This is a genomic window from Streptomyces sp. NPDC006012 (assembly GCF_042871185.1).
Taxonomy (GTDB): domain Bacteria; phylum Actinomycetota; class Actinomycetes; order Streptomycetales; family Streptomycetaceae; genus Streptomyces.
In genome coordinates, this window is record NZ_JBIAIE010000002.1 from 306,041 (window position 1) to 320,028 (window position 13,988).

Below are 13,988 nucleotides of genomic sequence, written 5' to 3' on the forward strand. Positions count from 1 at the left end.
CGACGTCCCTCCTCCCACTCGGTGCTTACGTCAGCCCTCCTCCGGGCCACCGTTCTCCTTGTCGTCGGCGCCGCCGGAACCACCCGTCCCGCTCTCGTCGCCGCCCTCGCCCTTGGCCGGCTGCGCGCCGGGCTGGGGTTCGGCGACGGCCACCCGCGCGGGGCGGATGGTGCGCTCACCGAAGCGGTACCCGGGCTGCAGAATCGCCACGCACGTCGTCTCGTCGATGTCGGGCGCGTACGAATGCATCAGGGCTTCGTGGATCGTCGGGTCGAAGGGCTCGCCCTCCTTGCCGAACTGCTGCAGCCCCATCTTCGCGGCGACGGTCTCCAGCGACTCGGCGACGGACTTGAAACCGCCGACGAGTTCGCCGTGTTCCCGGGCCCGGCCGATGTCGTCGAGCACGGGCAGGAGCTCGGTCAGGAGGTTCGCGATGGCGATCTCCTTGACCGAGACCCGGTCGCGTTCGACGCGGCGGCGGTAGTTCTGGTACTCGGCCTGCAGTCGCTGAAGGTCCAAGGTGCGCTCGTTGAGCGCGGTACGCACCTGGTCCAGCTGGGCGACCAGGCCGACGTTCTGCCTTGCGTCCCCGGCCGGGGCCGCCGCCTCCTCCGCGGAGGAGGCGGCGGCCTGCGGCTCGGCGTCTTCGGGGGTGGCGCCGGAGGGGACGTCGGGCTTCTCGTCGAAGCCCGGGGTCTCCTCCGTCACGCGGCACCGTCCTTGCGCTCGTCGTCGACGATCTCCGCGTCGACGACATCGTCGTCGGCCTTGGCCTCACCGGCACCGGCGGACGCACCGCCGGCCTCGGCCTGTCCGGCCTGGGCGTCGGCGTACATGGCCTGGCCCAGCTTCTGCGAGACGGCCGCGACCTTCTCGGTGGCGGTGCGGATCTCGGTGGTGTCCTCGCCCTTGAGCTTCTCCTTCAGCTCGGCGACGGAGGCCTCCACCTCGGTCTTGATCTCGCCGGGGACCTTGTCCTCGTTGTCCTTGAGGAACTTCTCCGTCTGGTAGACGAGCTGCTCGCCCTGGTTGCGGGTCTCGGCGGCCTCGCGGCGGCGGTGGTCCTCCTCCGCGTACTGCTCGGCCTCCTGGCGCATCCGGTCGACCTCGTCCTTCGGCAGCGAGGAGCCGCCGGTGACGGTCATCTTCTGCTCCTTGCCGGTGCCGAGGTCCTTCGCCGTGACGTGCATGATGCCGTTGGCGTCGATGTCGAAGGAGACCTCGATCTGCGGGACGCCGCGCGGCGCCGGGGGCAGACCGGTCAGCTCGAACATGCCGAGCTTCTTGTTGTACGCCGCGATCTCGCGCTCGCCCTGGTAGACCTGGATCTGGACGGACGGCTGGTTGTCCTCGGCCGTGGTGAAGATCTCCGAACGCTTCGTCGGGATCGTCGTGTTCCGCTCGATCAGCTTGGTCATGATGCCGCCCTTGGTCTCGATACCGAGGGACAGCGGGGTCACGTCGAGCAGCAGGACGTCCTTGACCTCGCCCTTGAGGACACCGGCCTGGAGCGAGGCGCCGATGGCGACGACCTCGTCCGGGTTCACACCCTTGTTGGCCTCCTTGCCGCCGGTCAGTTCCTTGACCAGTTCGGCGACGGCGGGCATACGGGTGGAGCCGCCGACGAGGACGACGTGGTCGATCTCGCCGAGCTGGATGCCGGCGTCCTTGATGACGTTGTGGAACGGCGTCTTGCAGCGGTCCAGCAGGTCCGCGGTCAGCTGCTGGAACTGAGCGCGGGTCAGCTTCTCGTCCAGGTGCAGCGGGCCCTCGGCGGACGCGGTGATGTAGGGCAGGTTGATCGAGGTCTCGGTGGACGAGGACAGCTCGATCTTGGCCTTCTCCGCGGCCTCACGCAGGCGCTGGAGGGCCATCTTGTCCTTGCCGAGGTCCACACCGTGACCCGACTGGAACTGCTTGACCAGGTAGTCGACGACGCGCTGGTCCCAGTCGTCACCGCCGAGGTGGTTGTCGCCGTTGGTGGCCTTCACCTCGACGACGCCGTCGCCGATCTCCAGCAGGGACACGTCGAACGTGCCGCCGCCGAGGTCGAAGACGAGGATGGTCTGGTCGTCCTTGTCGAGGCCGTAGGCGAGCGCCGCCGCGGTGGGCTCGTTGACGATGCGCAGGACGTTCAGACCGGCGATCTCGCCGGCCTCCTTCGTCGCCTGACGCTCGGAGTCGTTGAAGTACGCCGGGACGGTGATGACCGCGTCGGTGACCTTCTCGCCCAGGTACGCCTCGGCGTCCCGCTTCAGCTTCTGCAGGATGAAGGCGGAGATCTGCTGCGGGTTGAAGTCCTTCCCGTCCAGCTGGATCTTCCAGTCGGTGCCCATGTGGCGCTTCACGGAGCGGATGGTCCGGTCCACGTTGGTGACCGCCTGGCGCTTGGCCACCTCGCCGACGAGCACCTCGCCGTTCTTGGCGAAGGCGACGACGGACGGCGTGGTCCTGGCGCCCTCGGCGTTGGTGATGACGGTGGGCTCGCCGCCCTCCAGAACGCTGACGACGGAGTTAGTCGTGCCCAGGTCGATGCCGACCGCACGTGCCATGGTGATTTCCTCCAGCTGACTTGAGTGCAACGGACTCAAGTGTGCACGAGGTCGACCGCTGGGTCAACAGACCTGAGCCCATGACACTCAACTCTTATCCGCTCCTTACACGCAACTGAGCGCTGACCTGCGACGACGCTACGCGACGAGCGCCGTATACGGGCACACGCAAGAGCAGAAGGATGACGACCAGCGCACCGCCCGCCACCCACAGCACGCTCTCCTCGTCCGCCCAGCCGGTGTGCGCCAGCACCCCGGTGAACACTCCGGTGAACGCCGCGACGGCCGACAGCACGGTGGCCCCCTGCGGGGTGAGCCCGATCCGCCGCAGCCGGTGCCCCAGGTGGTCGGGGCTCGCCCGCAGCAGCGACCGCCGGGCCGCCAGCCGGGACACCGCCACCAGCAGCAGATCCACCGCGGCGACGGCGGTCAGCGCGAACAGCACCCCGGCGCTGGACCCGACCCCGTACCCGGCCCGGGTGAACACGCCCGCCGCGGCCAGCAGGAACCCGGTGAACAGGGAGCCGCAGGCGCCGAGCCCGATCCGCGCGGGATGCCAGTTGTGCATGAGGAAGCCGGTGAGCGCGGCGGCGAGCACACTGAGCAGCACGGCCAGCCCGTCCATCACCTCGGCGGCGGCACAGACGCCCACCCCGAAGGCGGTCACCACCCCCACGGTGCCCGCGAGCCCGTCGGCATGGTCGAGGGCCCGGAAGCCGAGCGCGACGAACACGATCCACACCACGGCCAGCGCCCCGGCGGCCACCCCGGTGTCCTCGTAGGGCACGACACCGGCCGCCGCCACCGCCGTACCCGCCACCAGCACCCGGGCGCGCAGCCGCCACACGTCGGCGACCAGCCCGAGCAGAGCGACCCCGGCGGCGGCGAGGAGCAGCCTGCCCACGCCGTCGCCGAGCGGCGCGACCCGGGTCCACTGCCCCGCGCCGGCGACCAGACAGGTGACGAGGACGACGGCCGCACCGCCGAACAGCGGCACGGGCCGCCGGCTGCGCCGGTCGACGAACCCGGCCCGCAGCGCGGGCATGCGGAGCAGCGCCGCGAGCAGGGCGGCGAGCAGGAGTGCGGCGGTGGCCGCGAGGATCCCGTAGAGCACGGCTCCAAACTAGGAGTGAAGCGGGCAATTCTGTATGAATAACACGAATAACACGATTGACTAATACGAACCCGTCACCTGACGGACGCAACGGACCCCGAAAACGGGTGGCACCGAGGGGCGGCGGGCGACGCGTCACGGCCCGTCCCGACCGCCCGCCCACGGGCCGCTGAGCGATTCAGATCACTGCACACCCCGCTACAGTGCGACAGAGGAAAGAGGTAACCTCATTCGGACTGCATAAGTTACCGCTCAGTAATTACGAGGCCGCCTCAGGAGCCCGCATGCAACTCGCCGCGATCATCGTGTCGCTGGTCCTGGCCGTGGTCGGCGTGGCGCTGTTCGCCCGAGCCATCGGCCAGATCTACCGCTTCGTCCGACTCGGACAGAACGTTCCCGCCGGCACCCGCACCAATGACCCCAAACAGCGCACCTTCACCGTGGCCAAGGAGTTCCTCGGCCACACGCGCATGAACCGCTGGGGCATCATCGGCGTCGCGCACTGGTTCGTGGCGGTGGGCTTCTTCACCCTGATCCTCACCCTGGTCAACGCCTTCGGCCAGCTGTTCCAGGCCGACTGGTCCATCCCCGTCCTCGGCGACTGGCCCCCCTACGAGGTCTTCACCGAACTCATCGGCCTGCTCACCACACTGGGCATCCTCACACTGATCGTCATCCGCCAGCTGTCCCGGCCGGACCGCCCGGGCCGCAAGTCCCGCTTCGCGGGCTCCAGCACCGGCCAGGCGTACTTCGTCGAGGCCGTCATCCTCATCATCGGCCTCGCGATCCTGACGCTGCGCGGCCTGGAGGGCGCGCTGCACCACGTCGGCGGCTACGAGGCCTCGTACCTGATCTCGTACCCGCTGGTCACGGCCTTCAAGGGGCTGAGCCTGAGCACGCTGCAGAACGTCGTCTACCTGGTCGCGATGATCAAGATCGCGACGTCCTTCATCTGGATGATCACCGTCGCGCTCAAGACGGACATGGGCATCGCCTGGCACCGCTTCCTCGCCTTCCCCAACATCTGGTTCAAGCGCGAGAGCGACGGCGGCACCGCCCTCGGCGCCCTCCAGCCGATGACCTCCGGCGGCAAGCCGATCGACTTCGCCGACCCCGGCGACGACGACGTCTTCGGTGTCTCGCAGATCGAGCAGTTCTCCTGGAAGGGCCTGCTGGACTTCTCCACCTGCACCGAGTGCGGCCGCTGCCAGAGCCAGTGCCCCGCCTGGAACACCGGCAAGCCCCTCTCCCCCAAACTCCTGATCATGTCCCTCCGGGACCACGCGCACGCCAAGGCGCCCTACCTGCTGGCCGGCGGCGGCAAGACGCCGGAGGGCGAGGAGAAGGCGTCCGCGGAGGCGCTGAAGGACGTCCCCGCCGCCGCGCTCGCCGAGGCCGAACGCCCGCTGATCGGCACCGCCGCGGCCGTCTCCGACGGCGGCTTGGCCCTAGGCGGCGTCATCGACCCGGACGTCCTGTGGTCCTGCACCACCTGCGGCGCCTGCGTCGAGCAGTGCCCCGTCGACATCGAGCACGTCGACCACATCGTCGACATGCGCCGCTACCAGGTGATGATCGAGTCCGCGTTCCCGTCCGAGGCGGGCACGATGCTCAAGAACCTGGAGAAGAAGGGCAACCCCTGGGGCCTGAACAAGAAGCAGCGCCTGGCGTGGACCAAGGAGGTCGACTTCGAGATCCCGGTCGTCGGCCAGGACATCGAGGACCTCACCGAGGTCGAGTACCTGTACTGGGTCGGCTGCGCCGGCGCCCTGGAGGACCGCGCCAAGAAGACCACCAAGGCGTTCGCGGAACTCCTGCACATCGCGGGCGTCAAGTTCGCCATCATGGGCGGCGACGAGAAGTGCACCGGCGACTCCGCCCGCCGCCTCGGCAACGAGCCCCTCTTCCAGGAGCTGGGCATGGAGAACGTCATGGCCCTGAACATGGCGTTCGGCGAGGAACTGGACGACGACGGCAAGGCGACGCCCGAGTCGCAGAAGCCGAGGACCGCGAAGAAGATCGTCGCCACCTGCCCGCACTGCCTCAACACCATCGGCAACGAGTACCCGCAGCTCGGCGGCGACTACGAGGTCGTCCACCACACCCAGCTGCTCCAGCACCTGGTGGACGAGGGCAAGCTGATCCCGGTCACCCCGGTCGAGGGCATCATCACCTACCACGACCCGTGCTACCTGGGCCGCCACAACAAGATCTACACGCCCCCGCGCGAGATCATCGGCAAGGTCCCGGGCCTGCGCAACGAGGAGATGCACCGCCACAAGGAACGCGGCTTCTGCTGCGGCGCGGGCGGCGCCCGGATGTGGATGGAGGAGCGGATCGGCAAGCGCATCAACAACGAGCGCGTCGACGAGGCCCTCTCCCTCAACCCCGACATCGTCTCGACGGCCTGCCCCTTCTGCCTGGTCATGCTCACCGACTCGGTCAACGGCAAGAAGAACGAGGGCAAGGCCAAGGAATCCATCCAGGTCGTGGACGTCGCCCAACTGCTGCTCGACTCCGTCAAGACCCCGGTCGACCCGACGGGCGCGGCGGAGCCGGAGAGCGAGCCGGAACCGGAGCCCGCGAAGTAGCCGACGGATGAGCCGGAGCCGGTAAAACAGCGCTACGGCCGACGCCCCTGTGTCCGACCGGACACAGGGGCGTCGCCATGTCCCCACCCGCCTGTCGCCGCCCCGGGGACAGGCGGCCGGCCGCACCCCCGCGAGCGCCCCTCGGCGCTGCCGCCTACTCCCCCTGCTTCGCCCCCGTGTGCTGGACCACCTCGAAGGACCACAGCGTGGAGTCGGTGGCCGCAGGCTTCGGCCGCTCCCCGCCCTCGCCGGTGCCCTGGTGGGCGGCCTTCATCGGCCCCTCCATCCACGCCTGGAACGACTCCTCGTCCCGCCAGCGCGTATAGACGAGATACGCGTCGGTGCCCGCCACCGGTCGAAGAAGCTCGAACCACTCGAACCCGTCGGAGTTCTCCACGGCGTGAGCCCGGTGGGCGAACCGCTTCTCCAGCGTCTCGCGCTGCTCGGCCGGCACGGTCAGTACGTTGATCTTGACTACGCTCATGCCACCATCCTGCCCGCACCCGCACCCGCACGCGCCCGGGGGCGCACCCCCGCGACCCGGCCCGCACCCCTAAGGGACAGCCGCCATCCCGAACGCCCTGCCCCTTAGGGGATGTCACAGGTCGGCCGCAAAGGCCCTCCCGAATGGCCGGGCCCGGCCCGTGACTCTCCGAGACCGGGTACGTTCGATGACGTGGCTGGATTCAGGATCGGACGCGGCGGCCGTAACGACCGCGCCCCGCAAGCGCGACCGCAACAACCTCCGTACGGGCAGCAGGCGCCGCAGGGCCGCCCGGCGCCCCAGGGACGGCCCGCGCCCCAGGGGCCGTCGTACGGCTATCCGCCTGCGCAGCCGCCGTACCCCGGCCGGCCGCAGCATCCGGAGTACGGCGGCGGCCAGTGGCCGCAGACGCACGGCGGCGGCCACGGCGGCCACGGCGGCCACGGCGAACCGGAGTACTTCGGCGACGGCGGCTACCCGCAGGGCGGCGGTCGCGACCCGTACGCGGCCGACAACCCGGGGCACACCCAGGCATTCTCGGTCGGCGAGGACCCCTACCAGCAGAGCGGGACCTACCAGGCGGGCGCGGCAGCCCCGGCCGGTCCGATCGGTCCGCGCCTGCACTGGAAGGACCTGCTGCGCGGCCTCGTCGTGGCACCCGACCAGACCTTCCTGCAGATGCGGGACTACACGATGTGGGGCCCGGCCCTCGTCGTGACCTTCCTGTACGGCCTCCTCGCCGTCTTCGGCTTCGACGCGGCCCGCGAGGACGCGATCAACGCGACGCTCGCCAACGCCGTCCCGATCGTCCTGACGACCGCCGTCTCGATGGTGCTGGCCGCCTTCATCCTGGGCGTGGTCACCCACACCCTCGCCCGTCAACTCGGCGGCGACGGCGCCTGGCAGCCCACGGTGGGCCTGTCCATGCTGATCATGTCGATCACGGACGCGCCCCGCCTGATCGTCGCCATGTTCTTCGGCGGCGACGCGGGCTTCGTCCAGGTCCTGGGCTGGGTGACGTGGATCGCCGGCGCCGTACTGCTGACCCGGATGGTCAGCCGCTCCCACGACCTGCCGTGGCCGCGGGCGCTGGGCGCGTCGGCGATCCAGCTGATCGCACTGCTGTCGATCGTGAAGCTGGGCACCCTCTGATCCGGACGCCCACCGCACATACGACACGGGCCCCTGACCGCCCCTCGCCGCACCGGCGACGGGGCCCGGGGGCCCTTGCCGCACTCTCTTTGTCTCGGCTCACCGGTCAGCCCGCCTCGGTGTCCTCCCGGGCACCTGCCCGGGCCGAACGACCGGAGGCCGACCCGCGCCGGTGTGACGCCGCACGACGGCCCGCGGGATCTCCCGGCAGCCGGCCGGGGACGGTCTCCGGACCGACCGGGACAGTCTCCGGGCCGGCCAGGGCAATCTCCAGGCCGGCCGGGGACGGCCGAGGGCGGCCGGCGGGGAGAGGACGATTCGCCGAAGAGACGACCGGACGAAGAACCGAGCTCGACCGCGAGGTCGCCACCCCTCGGTCCGAACCCCCGACCCGATCTAGAGCGCTTCTTTCGACGGGGTGACCGGCTCGCCCGACTTGCGTACGACGGGCAGCACGCTCCACGGGAAGTTGATCCAGTCGTCCGTGCGCTTCCAGACGTACTCGCACTTCACGAGGGACTGCGACTTCTCGTAGATCACGGCGGACCGCACCTCGGCGACCGTGTCCAGACAGAAGTCGCGCACCAGCTTGAGCGTCTTGCCGGTGTCGGCGACGTCGTCGGTGATCAGCACCTTCTTGTCGGAGAAGTCGATCAGATTGGGAACGGGCGCGAGCATCACGGGCATGTCGAGGGTGGTGCCCACACCGGTGTAGAACTCGACATTGACCAGGTGGAGGTTCTTGCAGTCGAGGGCGTAGGCGAGTCCGCCCGCGACGAAGACGCCGCCGCGCGCGATGGACAGCACGATGTCCGGCTCGTACCCGTCGTCGGCGATGCTCTGCGCCAGTTCGCGCACGGCGACGCCGAACTGCTCGTAGGTCAGGTTCTCGCGTATGTCAGGCACGCCGCTCACACCTGCGTCCGGTGGAAGTTGAGGTAGGAGCGGGAGGGGGTGGGCCCGCGCTGCCCCTGGTACCGGGATCCGTACCGCTCGCTGCCGTACGGGAACTCGGCCGGCGAGGTGAGCCGGAACATGCACAGCTGCCCGATCTTCATGCCCGGCCAGAGCTTGATCGGCAGGGTGGCGAGGTTGGACAGCTCCAGCGTGACGTGCCCGGAGAACCCGGGGTCGATGAACCCGGCGGTCGAGTGCGTGACCAGCCCGAGCCGCCCGAGGGAACTCTTGCCCTCCAGGCGCGAGGCGAGGTCGTCGGGCAACGAGATGACCTCGTACGTGCTGGCGAGCACGAACTCCCCGGGATGCAGGATGAAGGGCTCGTCGCCGTCCGGCTCGACGAGCCGGGTCAGATCGGCCTGCTCGACGGAGGGGTCGATGTGCGGGTACCGGTGATTCTCGAACACCCGGAAGAAGCGGTCCAGCCGCACGTCGATGCTCGACGGCTGCACCATGGATTCGTCATAGGGATCGATCCGCACCCGCCCGGCGTCGATCTCGGCCCGGATGTCCTTGTCTGAGAGAAGCACGTCCCGAGGATACGCACGGCGCGCGCAGCCGCGACAATCGCGACCACTCCGCGCGCCGACGAGATGACCGGGGAAGGCTCGCCGGAAACCCGGCGGCGACCACCGCCCCCGTCCCCGGCTCACCCAGGGGTGCTACGACCTCTCACTCCGGCTACGACTTCTCGCGCCCCGCACACCCACACCCCGCCCGGAACCAGCGGCCACCCGCACAACCCGGCACCCACCGCTTCCCAACGGCGTCCCGCTACTTCCCCACTGAACTGCCTACCTACTGCCTACCTACTGCTTCCCCGCTACTTCCCGGCTGCTCCCCGGCTGCTCCCCTACTGCTTCTCGACGAGCGCGACCGGCACCGCGCTGCGCAGCCGGGCGCACCGCGGACACCGGACGAGCCGGCCGGGGCCGAGCCGCTCGGCCTGCTGCATCGGGAACGAAGCGGTACTGAACACGTGCCCATCGGCACAGCGGACGACGGTGCGTTCCATCAAGTCCAAGAGTCCCTTCCCCAAGAGCTGCGTCTGGCCAACTGCCCTGACGACAAAAGCCACATTACGGGATCAAAGAGACGACTCTCCAGGCGGCACTCCGGCCCCACCCGGACCCTCTCCCAGCCCCACACCGTACGCCCCAACTCCGCCCGCCCGCACCCGGATCCCGCCCGCTGAAACGCACTCAGGCCCACGGCAACAGCGCCGGGGGCCTGCGATGAGGTAGAGTGAGCGAGCGTTCGGACACCGGATCGGATCACCCCGGTCGGCGTCTTACGCGGGTGTAGTTTAATGGTAGAACATCAGCTTCCCAAGCTGAGAGCGCGAGTTCGATTCTCGTCACCCGCTCCATGGAGAAGGCCCAGGTCAGAGACCCGGGCCTTTTTGTTGTCCATCGTGATCAGTTGTCGCGTGCCAGATTCGTGCCAGATGGTTGATCGTCGGGGGCGGCGGGGTCTTCTTCTGGCACGGGTACAGCTTCCTGCGCTTGCTCCCGCGCCTTGCGTACGGTCGCGTCGAGACCGGCTGCAACTTCCTGCTGTCGGTCGTCGTCGGAGTGCTGATAGATCAGCGCGGCCTTCTCCGAAGACTGGCCGGCGCGGACCATGGTGTCCTTGAGCGTGGCGCCGGAGCGCGTGGACAGCGTGTGCCCCGTGTGCCGGAGATCGTAGAACCGAAAGCCCTCAGGCATACCGACGATCTCCCGCGCCTTCCGCCACCTCCGCCCGAAGGTGCTACGCCGGAACGGAGCGCCTTTCTCTCCGACAAAGAGCAACCCATCCGGCCCCTGCTCGGCGTAGCTCTCCAGATGCCAGCGGACATCCCGGCGGAGGAACGCGGGAAGAATCACAGTCCGGGTTCCGGCCTCGGACTTGGTGTCGCCCTGTACGCGCCTCCCGTTCATCCGCTCCGGCTCGGCGAGGCGCACCCGGACGCGCAGGTTGTCGAGGTCGACATCCCGGCGGCGCAGGCCGGCCAGCTCTTCCGGCCGCATCGGACCGTACGCACCGAGGTAGACCATGAGCCGCCAGCGCATCCCCACGGCGTTGGCGAGTGCGTCAACCTGGGCGACGGTGGCGATGCGCCGCTCAGCAGCCTTCTCCTTACCGGCGCCCTTGATCCGGCACGGATTGCGAGTGATCAACTCGTCGTCCACGGCCGTCTCCATGATGGCCTTGAGGAGCCGGTACGCCTTGGCCGTCATCGTCTTGGCGTTGGCGGTCCGCAGCCGATCGGCCCGCCACTCACGCACGCGCGGAGCTGTGATCTCGTCCAAGTCCGACTCGGCGAAGGCGAACAGGTGCTTGTCGAGGAGGTAGCGATAGAGGTCGTGGGTCAGAGGCGCGAGCTCCCGTTCCTCGACCCACTTGTCGGCGTAGGCCCGGAAGCTCACCGCGCCCGCCTCGGGATCGCGCCACTCGCCCCGGCGGATCTCCGTCTGTTTCTCGGCAAGCCAGTCGTCCGCGTCCGCCGTCGTCTCGAAAGTAATCGGAGCCGGGCGCATCACGCCATCAGGACCCGGATAGCGGGCCTGGTACCGGCCGGAAGGAAGGCGTCTGATCGCGCCGAATCGGCGGCGCCTGCCCTTGTTGTTGGCCATCAGGCAGCCCTCCTGAAGCCGGTGCGGGGACGCCTCAGCGGCTCCACCGTGCGGGACTGGACGAACTCTTCGACGGCGCTCTCGGGGATGCGTACGTGTCGACCGACCTTCACGTACCGGATGCGCCGCTCTTCGATCAGCCGCCGGGGGAAGCGGGCGGTCGTACCGAGCAGCTCGGCAACCTGGTCGACGGACAGGTATCGGTCGGTCATGCGGTGGGCTCTCCTTCCGTTCCGGGGGCGGGTTCGAGGGATGCGGCAAGCCATGTCTCGGCGGCGCTGAGGCCGGTGCCGGCGAAGACCCAGTGGGCGAGGACGTACGTCGAGTCCGGCTGAGGGCTGGCGGATGCTGCCGCTTGGGCGCGGCGCCATTCGGCGCGGGCATCGCGGAGTGCGCCGAGGGTGGTGGAGTAGCGGCGGGACTTGGTGGAGAAGTGGCCACGGAAGCCGAGCATGTGGGCCCAGGCGCGCAGGCGGAGGTGTTCGAGGCTCTTGCGGGCGCCGAGGGTCCAGGCGGTTCGGATGAGGCGGCGGGCGTGGTCGCTCATGTCGAGTTGGGCGAGTTCGGCGGCGAACTTCAGCGGCCGGTCGAGAGCTCCCGTGGCGGTCTCGGCACCCTTGGTGGCGTACTTGGCGATGTAGGCGGCGACGGCGCGTTCGGTGAGTTCCTGGCCGTCGTTGAAGTCGGCGGATCGGATGGTGCGGACGTCGAGTTGCCGGCCGAAGGTGAAGGTGTGGGTGCGGCCGTCGAGGGTCGGACCGTCGACATGGACCTTGGCCGTGGCGGCTTGGATGGCGTCGGTGAGGAGTTCGGCGGTGGCCCACGGTGGGGGCGGAGTGTCTCCACCGTTCGGGCCGTCGAGGCGGATGACCGAGTGGAAGTGGACGGCGCCGCGCTTCTGGTACTCGGCGACCTTGGCGAAGGAGACGCGGGCATGGTCGCGTAGGCGTCGCTGCGAGAGGCCCGCGAGCTTGGCGACCTCCCGGCGGAGGTAGATCGAGAAGCGCCGCCAGAGGGCGCCTGCGTGGGCGTTCCAGAGCACGGCCGCTTCGTAGTCGTACGTGTCCGGGTCGAGCGGAGTGCCGAGGGTGTCGTCGTCCTGGTCGTGGTGGGTGCCGCAGCGGCAGGCACGGCCGTCGGTGCGGCGGTTGTGGACGGGGCCGAAGCCCGGGGCGGTGAAGGTTGCGAAGACGCGAGGATGCGCGGCGACCTGGTCCGGGGTGCCCTTGCCGCCCCGGAGTCCGGCGGTGATCAGGTGGAAGGTGTCGCGGCGGTAGACCTCGGCGCAGGCGGCGCAGCGGGTGGTGCGACGGTTGTTGCAGCGGACGAGGAGTTGGCCGGCGGGCAGGTCGGTCGAGTCGAGGTGCTGGAGAACACGGCCGATCTCGCCCGTCGTGGTGTCGACGTCGTACTCGGTGCGGTGGCCGTCGAGGCGGATCGGGTTGGTGCAGCCGCCGAGGCCGGAGAGCTGTCGGAGGACGCCCGGCAGGGTGCCGTGCTGGGCCAGCCTGGCGAGTTCCGGGAGCGGGGGCGGGGTGGTGCGGGTGAAGATGGCTGTCTCCTTCTGACTGGAACGGTCAGGAGCGATGGGCCCCGGGGCGGCCGGATGCTTGGCGGTGTCGTGGCCGCCCCAGGGGTTGGCACGGATCAGCGCCGGTTGTGTTCGCGCAGCAGGGAGCGCAGGACCACGGCGGCGATGGCCACGGAGATGGCCGACACGGCGACGGCGGCCAGGAGCGCGGTGAGGACCACGCCACCTGTGAGCACGGCGACGACGGCGCCGGTACTGACGGAGACGGCCGGGAGCGCGGAGCGCCGGACAGGGGCCGGGTCGGTCGGGGCGTGGGTGTGCGTGGGCGGCGGCGTGGGGCTGTCGGGGTATTTAGGCAGGAACACGGCCAGATTCTCCTTATCTACTCGTCTAGTCATGTGAGCCGTTTATGACGTCCACGCCGGAGCGCGTACCGGTCTCGATGGCGGGGGCCAGGAAGGTGTGGGAGAGCCAGAAGCCGAAGAGGGCGATCAGGACGACGATCCAGGTGCGGACGCCCAGGAACCTGACGGCGCCCCAGGCGAAGAAGCCGAGTACGACGACCAGCGGCAGACTGACGGTCACGGTTTTCGGGGTCCCTTCAGCGGACGGGGCAGCGGTGGGTACGGGCGGCGAGTTCGGCGGCGGCGCGGCTGTCGTAGTCGGCGGAGAAGCCGCAGCGAGGGGCGGTACAGGCGGCGGTGTGCTTCTCGCGGCCCCTGTCGTCGTAGGCGGTGCCGACCTGGACGGGGCCGATACGGATGACGCTGCGGAAACGGCGGTTGGCGGTCATGGTCAGTCCTCCTGCCGCAGGCTGGAGCCGGGGAATTCGGTCAGGATCCGGGCAGCTTCGGCAGCGTCCGACATGCGATCGGCGGCCTCTTCGGCGAGGCGCCGGGCCAACGTCGGGCGCCCGGCGTCGGCCATCTGGCGGGCCGCTTCGAGGTAGTCGGCGACCGTGTTGAAGCAGATCGGCATGGTTCCTCCTG

The 13,988-nt window shown here is 69.5% G+C and carries 16 protein-coding genes and 1 tRNA gene; 3 read left to right on the top strand and 14 right to left on the bottom strand.

Translation table 11 applies throughout. The features are described from left to right. Nucleotides 1–30: 30 nt before the first annotated feature. The 3 genes from grpE to ACFYPJ_RS05545 form a co-directional block, all read right to left on the bottom strand. The gene (grpE, locus tag ACFYPJ_RS05535; RefSeq protein WP_389010898.1) at nt 31–708 is read right to left on the bottom strand and encodes a nucleotide exchange factor GrpE; all 678 of its coding nucleotides are present in this window, start codon (nt 706–708) and stop codon (nt 31–33) included. Continuing rightward, nucleotides 705–2,552 carry a molecular chaperone DnaK gene (dnaK, locus tag ACFYPJ_RS05540; RefSeq protein ID WP_389010901.1) on the bottom strand — a complete coding sequence of 616 codons (1,848 nt, stop codon included), beginning with the start codon at nt 2,550–2,552 and terminating at the stop codon, nt 705–707. Before dnaK ends, grpE begins: the two co-directional genes overlap by 4 nt. 94 nt (nt 2,553–2,646) lie before the next feature. Next, on the bottom strand, nt 2,647–3,666 hold the full coding sequence (locus ACFYPJ_RS05545; protein ID WP_389010904.1) for an MraY family glycosyltransferase: 1,020 nt from the start codon (nt 3,664–3,666) through the stop codon (nt 2,647–2,649). A 284-nt stretch (nt 3,667–3,950) separates the two neighbouring features. On the opposite strand from ACFYPJ_RS05545, the gene ACFYPJ_RS05550 reads away from it, so the two are divergent. Continuing rightward, complete coding sequence (locus ACFYPJ_RS05550; protein ID WP_389010907.1) at nt 3,951–6,257, top strand: (Fe-S)-binding protein; 2,307 nt, start codon at nt 3,951–3,953, stop codon at nt 6,255–6,257. Nucleotides 6,258–6,411: 154 nt separating this feature from the next. Here the strand turns inward: ACFYPJ_RS05550 and ACFYPJ_RS05555 are convergent, their stop codons facing one another. Next, nucleotides 6,412–6,741 (bottom strand): antibiotic biosynthesis monooxygenase family protein, encoded by a 330-nt coding sequence (locus ACFYPJ_RS05555; protein WP_389010910.1) that lies wholly within the window; start codon nt 6,739–6,741, stop codon nt 6,412–6,414. A 111-nt stretch (nt 6,742–6,852) separates the two neighbouring features. On the opposite strand from ACFYPJ_RS05555, the gene ACFYPJ_RS05560 reads away from it, so the two are divergent. After that, nucleotides 6,853–7,893: a YIP1 family protein gene (locus tag ACFYPJ_RS05560; protein ID WP_389010913.1), complete on the top strand. Its 1,041-nt coding sequence runs from the start codon at nt 6,853–6,855 to the stop codon at nt 7,891–7,893. 396 nt (nt 7,894–8,289) lie between these two features. Here the strand turns inward: ACFYPJ_RS05560 and ACFYPJ_RS05565 are convergent, their stop codons facing one another. The 3 genes from ACFYPJ_RS05565 to ACFYPJ_RS05575 all read right to left on the bottom strand — a co-directional run bounded on the left by ACFYPJ_RS05565 (nt 8,290) and on the right by ACFYPJ_RS05575 (nt 9,865). Next, nucleotides 8,290–8,799: a phosphoribosyltransferase gene (locus ACFYPJ_RS05565; protein WP_389010916.1), complete on the bottom strand. Its 510-nt coding sequence runs from the start codon at nt 8,797–8,799 to the stop codon at nt 8,290–8,292. A gap of 5 nt (nt 8,800–8,804) precedes the next feature. Continuing rightward, nucleotides 8,805–9,380, bottom strand: a complete 576-nt coding sequence (dcd, locus tag ACFYPJ_RS05570; RefSeq protein WP_376524999.1) for a dCTP deaminase — start codon at nt 9,378–9,380, stop codon at nt 8,805–8,807. 323 nt (nt 9,381–9,703) lie between these two features. Then, nucleotides 9,704–9,865, bottom strand: a complete 162-nt coding sequence (locus tag ACFYPJ_RS05575; RefSeq protein WP_389010918.1) for a hypothetical protein — start codon at nt 9,863–9,865, stop codon at nt 9,704–9,706. Between the two features lie 280 nt (nt 9,866–10,145). Here ACFYPJ_RS05575 and ACFYPJ_RS05580 point away from each other — a divergent pair. Beyond that, nucleotides 10,146–10,219: transfer RNA gene (locus ACFYPJ_RS05580), tRNA-Gly, on the top strand. Nucleotides 10,220–10,268: 49 nt separating this feature from the next. On the opposite strand, the gene ACFYPJ_RS05585 is transcribed toward ACFYPJ_RS05580, so the two are convergent. The 7 genes from ACFYPJ_RS05585 to ACFYPJ_RS05615 form a co-directional block, all read right to left on the bottom strand. Next, nucleotides 10,269–11,468, bottom strand: a complete 1,200-nt coding sequence (locus ACFYPJ_RS05585; protein ID WP_389010921.1) for a tyrosine-type recombinase/integrase — start codon at nt 11,466–11,468, stop codon at nt 10,269–10,271. Continuing rightward, nucleotides 11,468–11,680: an excisionase family DNA-binding protein gene (locus ACFYPJ_RS05590; RefSeq protein WP_121891540.1), complete on the bottom strand. Its 213-nt coding sequence runs from the start codon at nt 11,678–11,680 to the stop codon at nt 11,468–11,470. The genes ACFYPJ_RS05585 and ACFYPJ_RS05590 overlap by 1 nt, the downstream gene beginning before the upstream one ends. After that, nucleotides 11,677–12,975 (bottom strand): replication initiator, encoded by a 1,299-nt coding sequence (locus tag ACFYPJ_RS05595; protein ID WP_389011596.1) that lies wholly within the window; start codon nt 12,973–12,975, stop codon nt 11,677–11,679. Before ACFYPJ_RS05595 ends, ACFYPJ_RS05590 begins: the two co-directional genes overlap by 4 nt. Before the next feature lie 140 nt (nt 12,976–13,115). Beyond that, nucleotides 13,116–13,364, bottom strand: a complete 249-nt coding sequence (locus ACFYPJ_RS05600) for a SpdD protein (protein WP_389011599.1) — start codon at nt 13,362–13,364, stop codon at nt 13,116–13,118. 25 nt (nt 13,365–13,389) lie between these two features. After that, nucleotides 13,390–13,584: a hypothetical protein gene (locus ACFYPJ_RS05605; RefSeq protein WP_389010924.1), complete on the bottom strand. Its 195-nt coding sequence runs from the start codon at nt 13,582–13,584 to the stop codon at nt 13,390–13,392. Nucleotides 13,585–13,600: 16 nt separating this feature from the next. Continuing rightward, nucleotides 13,601–13,792, bottom strand: a complete 192-nt coding sequence (locus ACFYPJ_RS05610; RefSeq protein ID WP_046726952.1) for a mobile element transfer protein — start codon at nt 13,790–13,792, stop codon at nt 13,601–13,603. Nucleotides 13,793–13,794: 2 nt separating this feature from the next. Further along, nucleotides 13,795–13,977 (bottom strand): hypothetical protein, encoded by a 183-nt coding sequence (locus tag ACFYPJ_RS05615; RefSeq protein WP_389010927.1) that lies wholly within the window; start codon nt 13,975–13,977, stop codon nt 13,795–13,797. Nucleotides 13,978–13,988 lie beyond the last annotated feature (11 nt).

Bases quoted from the DNA above. Each gene is read 5' to 3' on its own strand.
- dnaK (WP_389010901.1), bottom strand. From the start codon at position 2,552: ATGGCACGTGCGGTCGGCATCGACCTGGGCACGACTAACTCCGTCGTC.
- ACFYPJ_RS05550 (WP_389010907.1), top strand. From the start codon at position 3,951: ATGCAACTCGCCGCGATCATCGTGTCGCTGGTCCTGGCCGTGGTCGGC.
- ACFYPJ_RS05555 (WP_389010910.1), bottom strand. From the start codon at position 6,741: ATGAGCGTAGTCAAGATCAACGTACTGACCGTGCCGGCCGAGCAGCGC.
- ACFYPJ_RS05560 (WP_389010913.1), top strand. From the start codon at position 6,853: ATGTCACAGGTCGGCCGCAAAGGCCCTCCCGAATGGCCGGGCCCGGCC.
- ACFYPJ_RS05575 (WP_389010918.1), bottom strand. From the start codon at position 9,865: ATGGAACGCACCGTCGTCCGCTGTGCCGATGGGCACGTGTTCAGTACC.
- ACFYPJ_RS05585 (WP_389010921.1), bottom strand. From the start codon at position 11,468: ATGGCCAACAACAAGGGCAGGCGCCGCCGATTCGGCGCGATCAGACGC.
- ACFYPJ_RS05590 (WP_121891540.1), bottom strand. From the start codon at position 11,680: ATGACCGACCGATACCTGTCCGTCGACCAGGTTGCCGAGCTGCTCGGT.
- ACFYPJ_RS05610 (WP_046726952.1), bottom strand. From the start codon at position 13,792: ATGACCGCCAACCGCCGTTTCCGCAGCGTCATCCGTATCGGCCCCGTC.
- ACFYPJ_RS05615 (WP_389010927.1), bottom strand. From the start codon at position 13,977: ATGCCGATCTGCTTCAACACGGTCGCCGACTACCTCGAAGCGGCCCGC.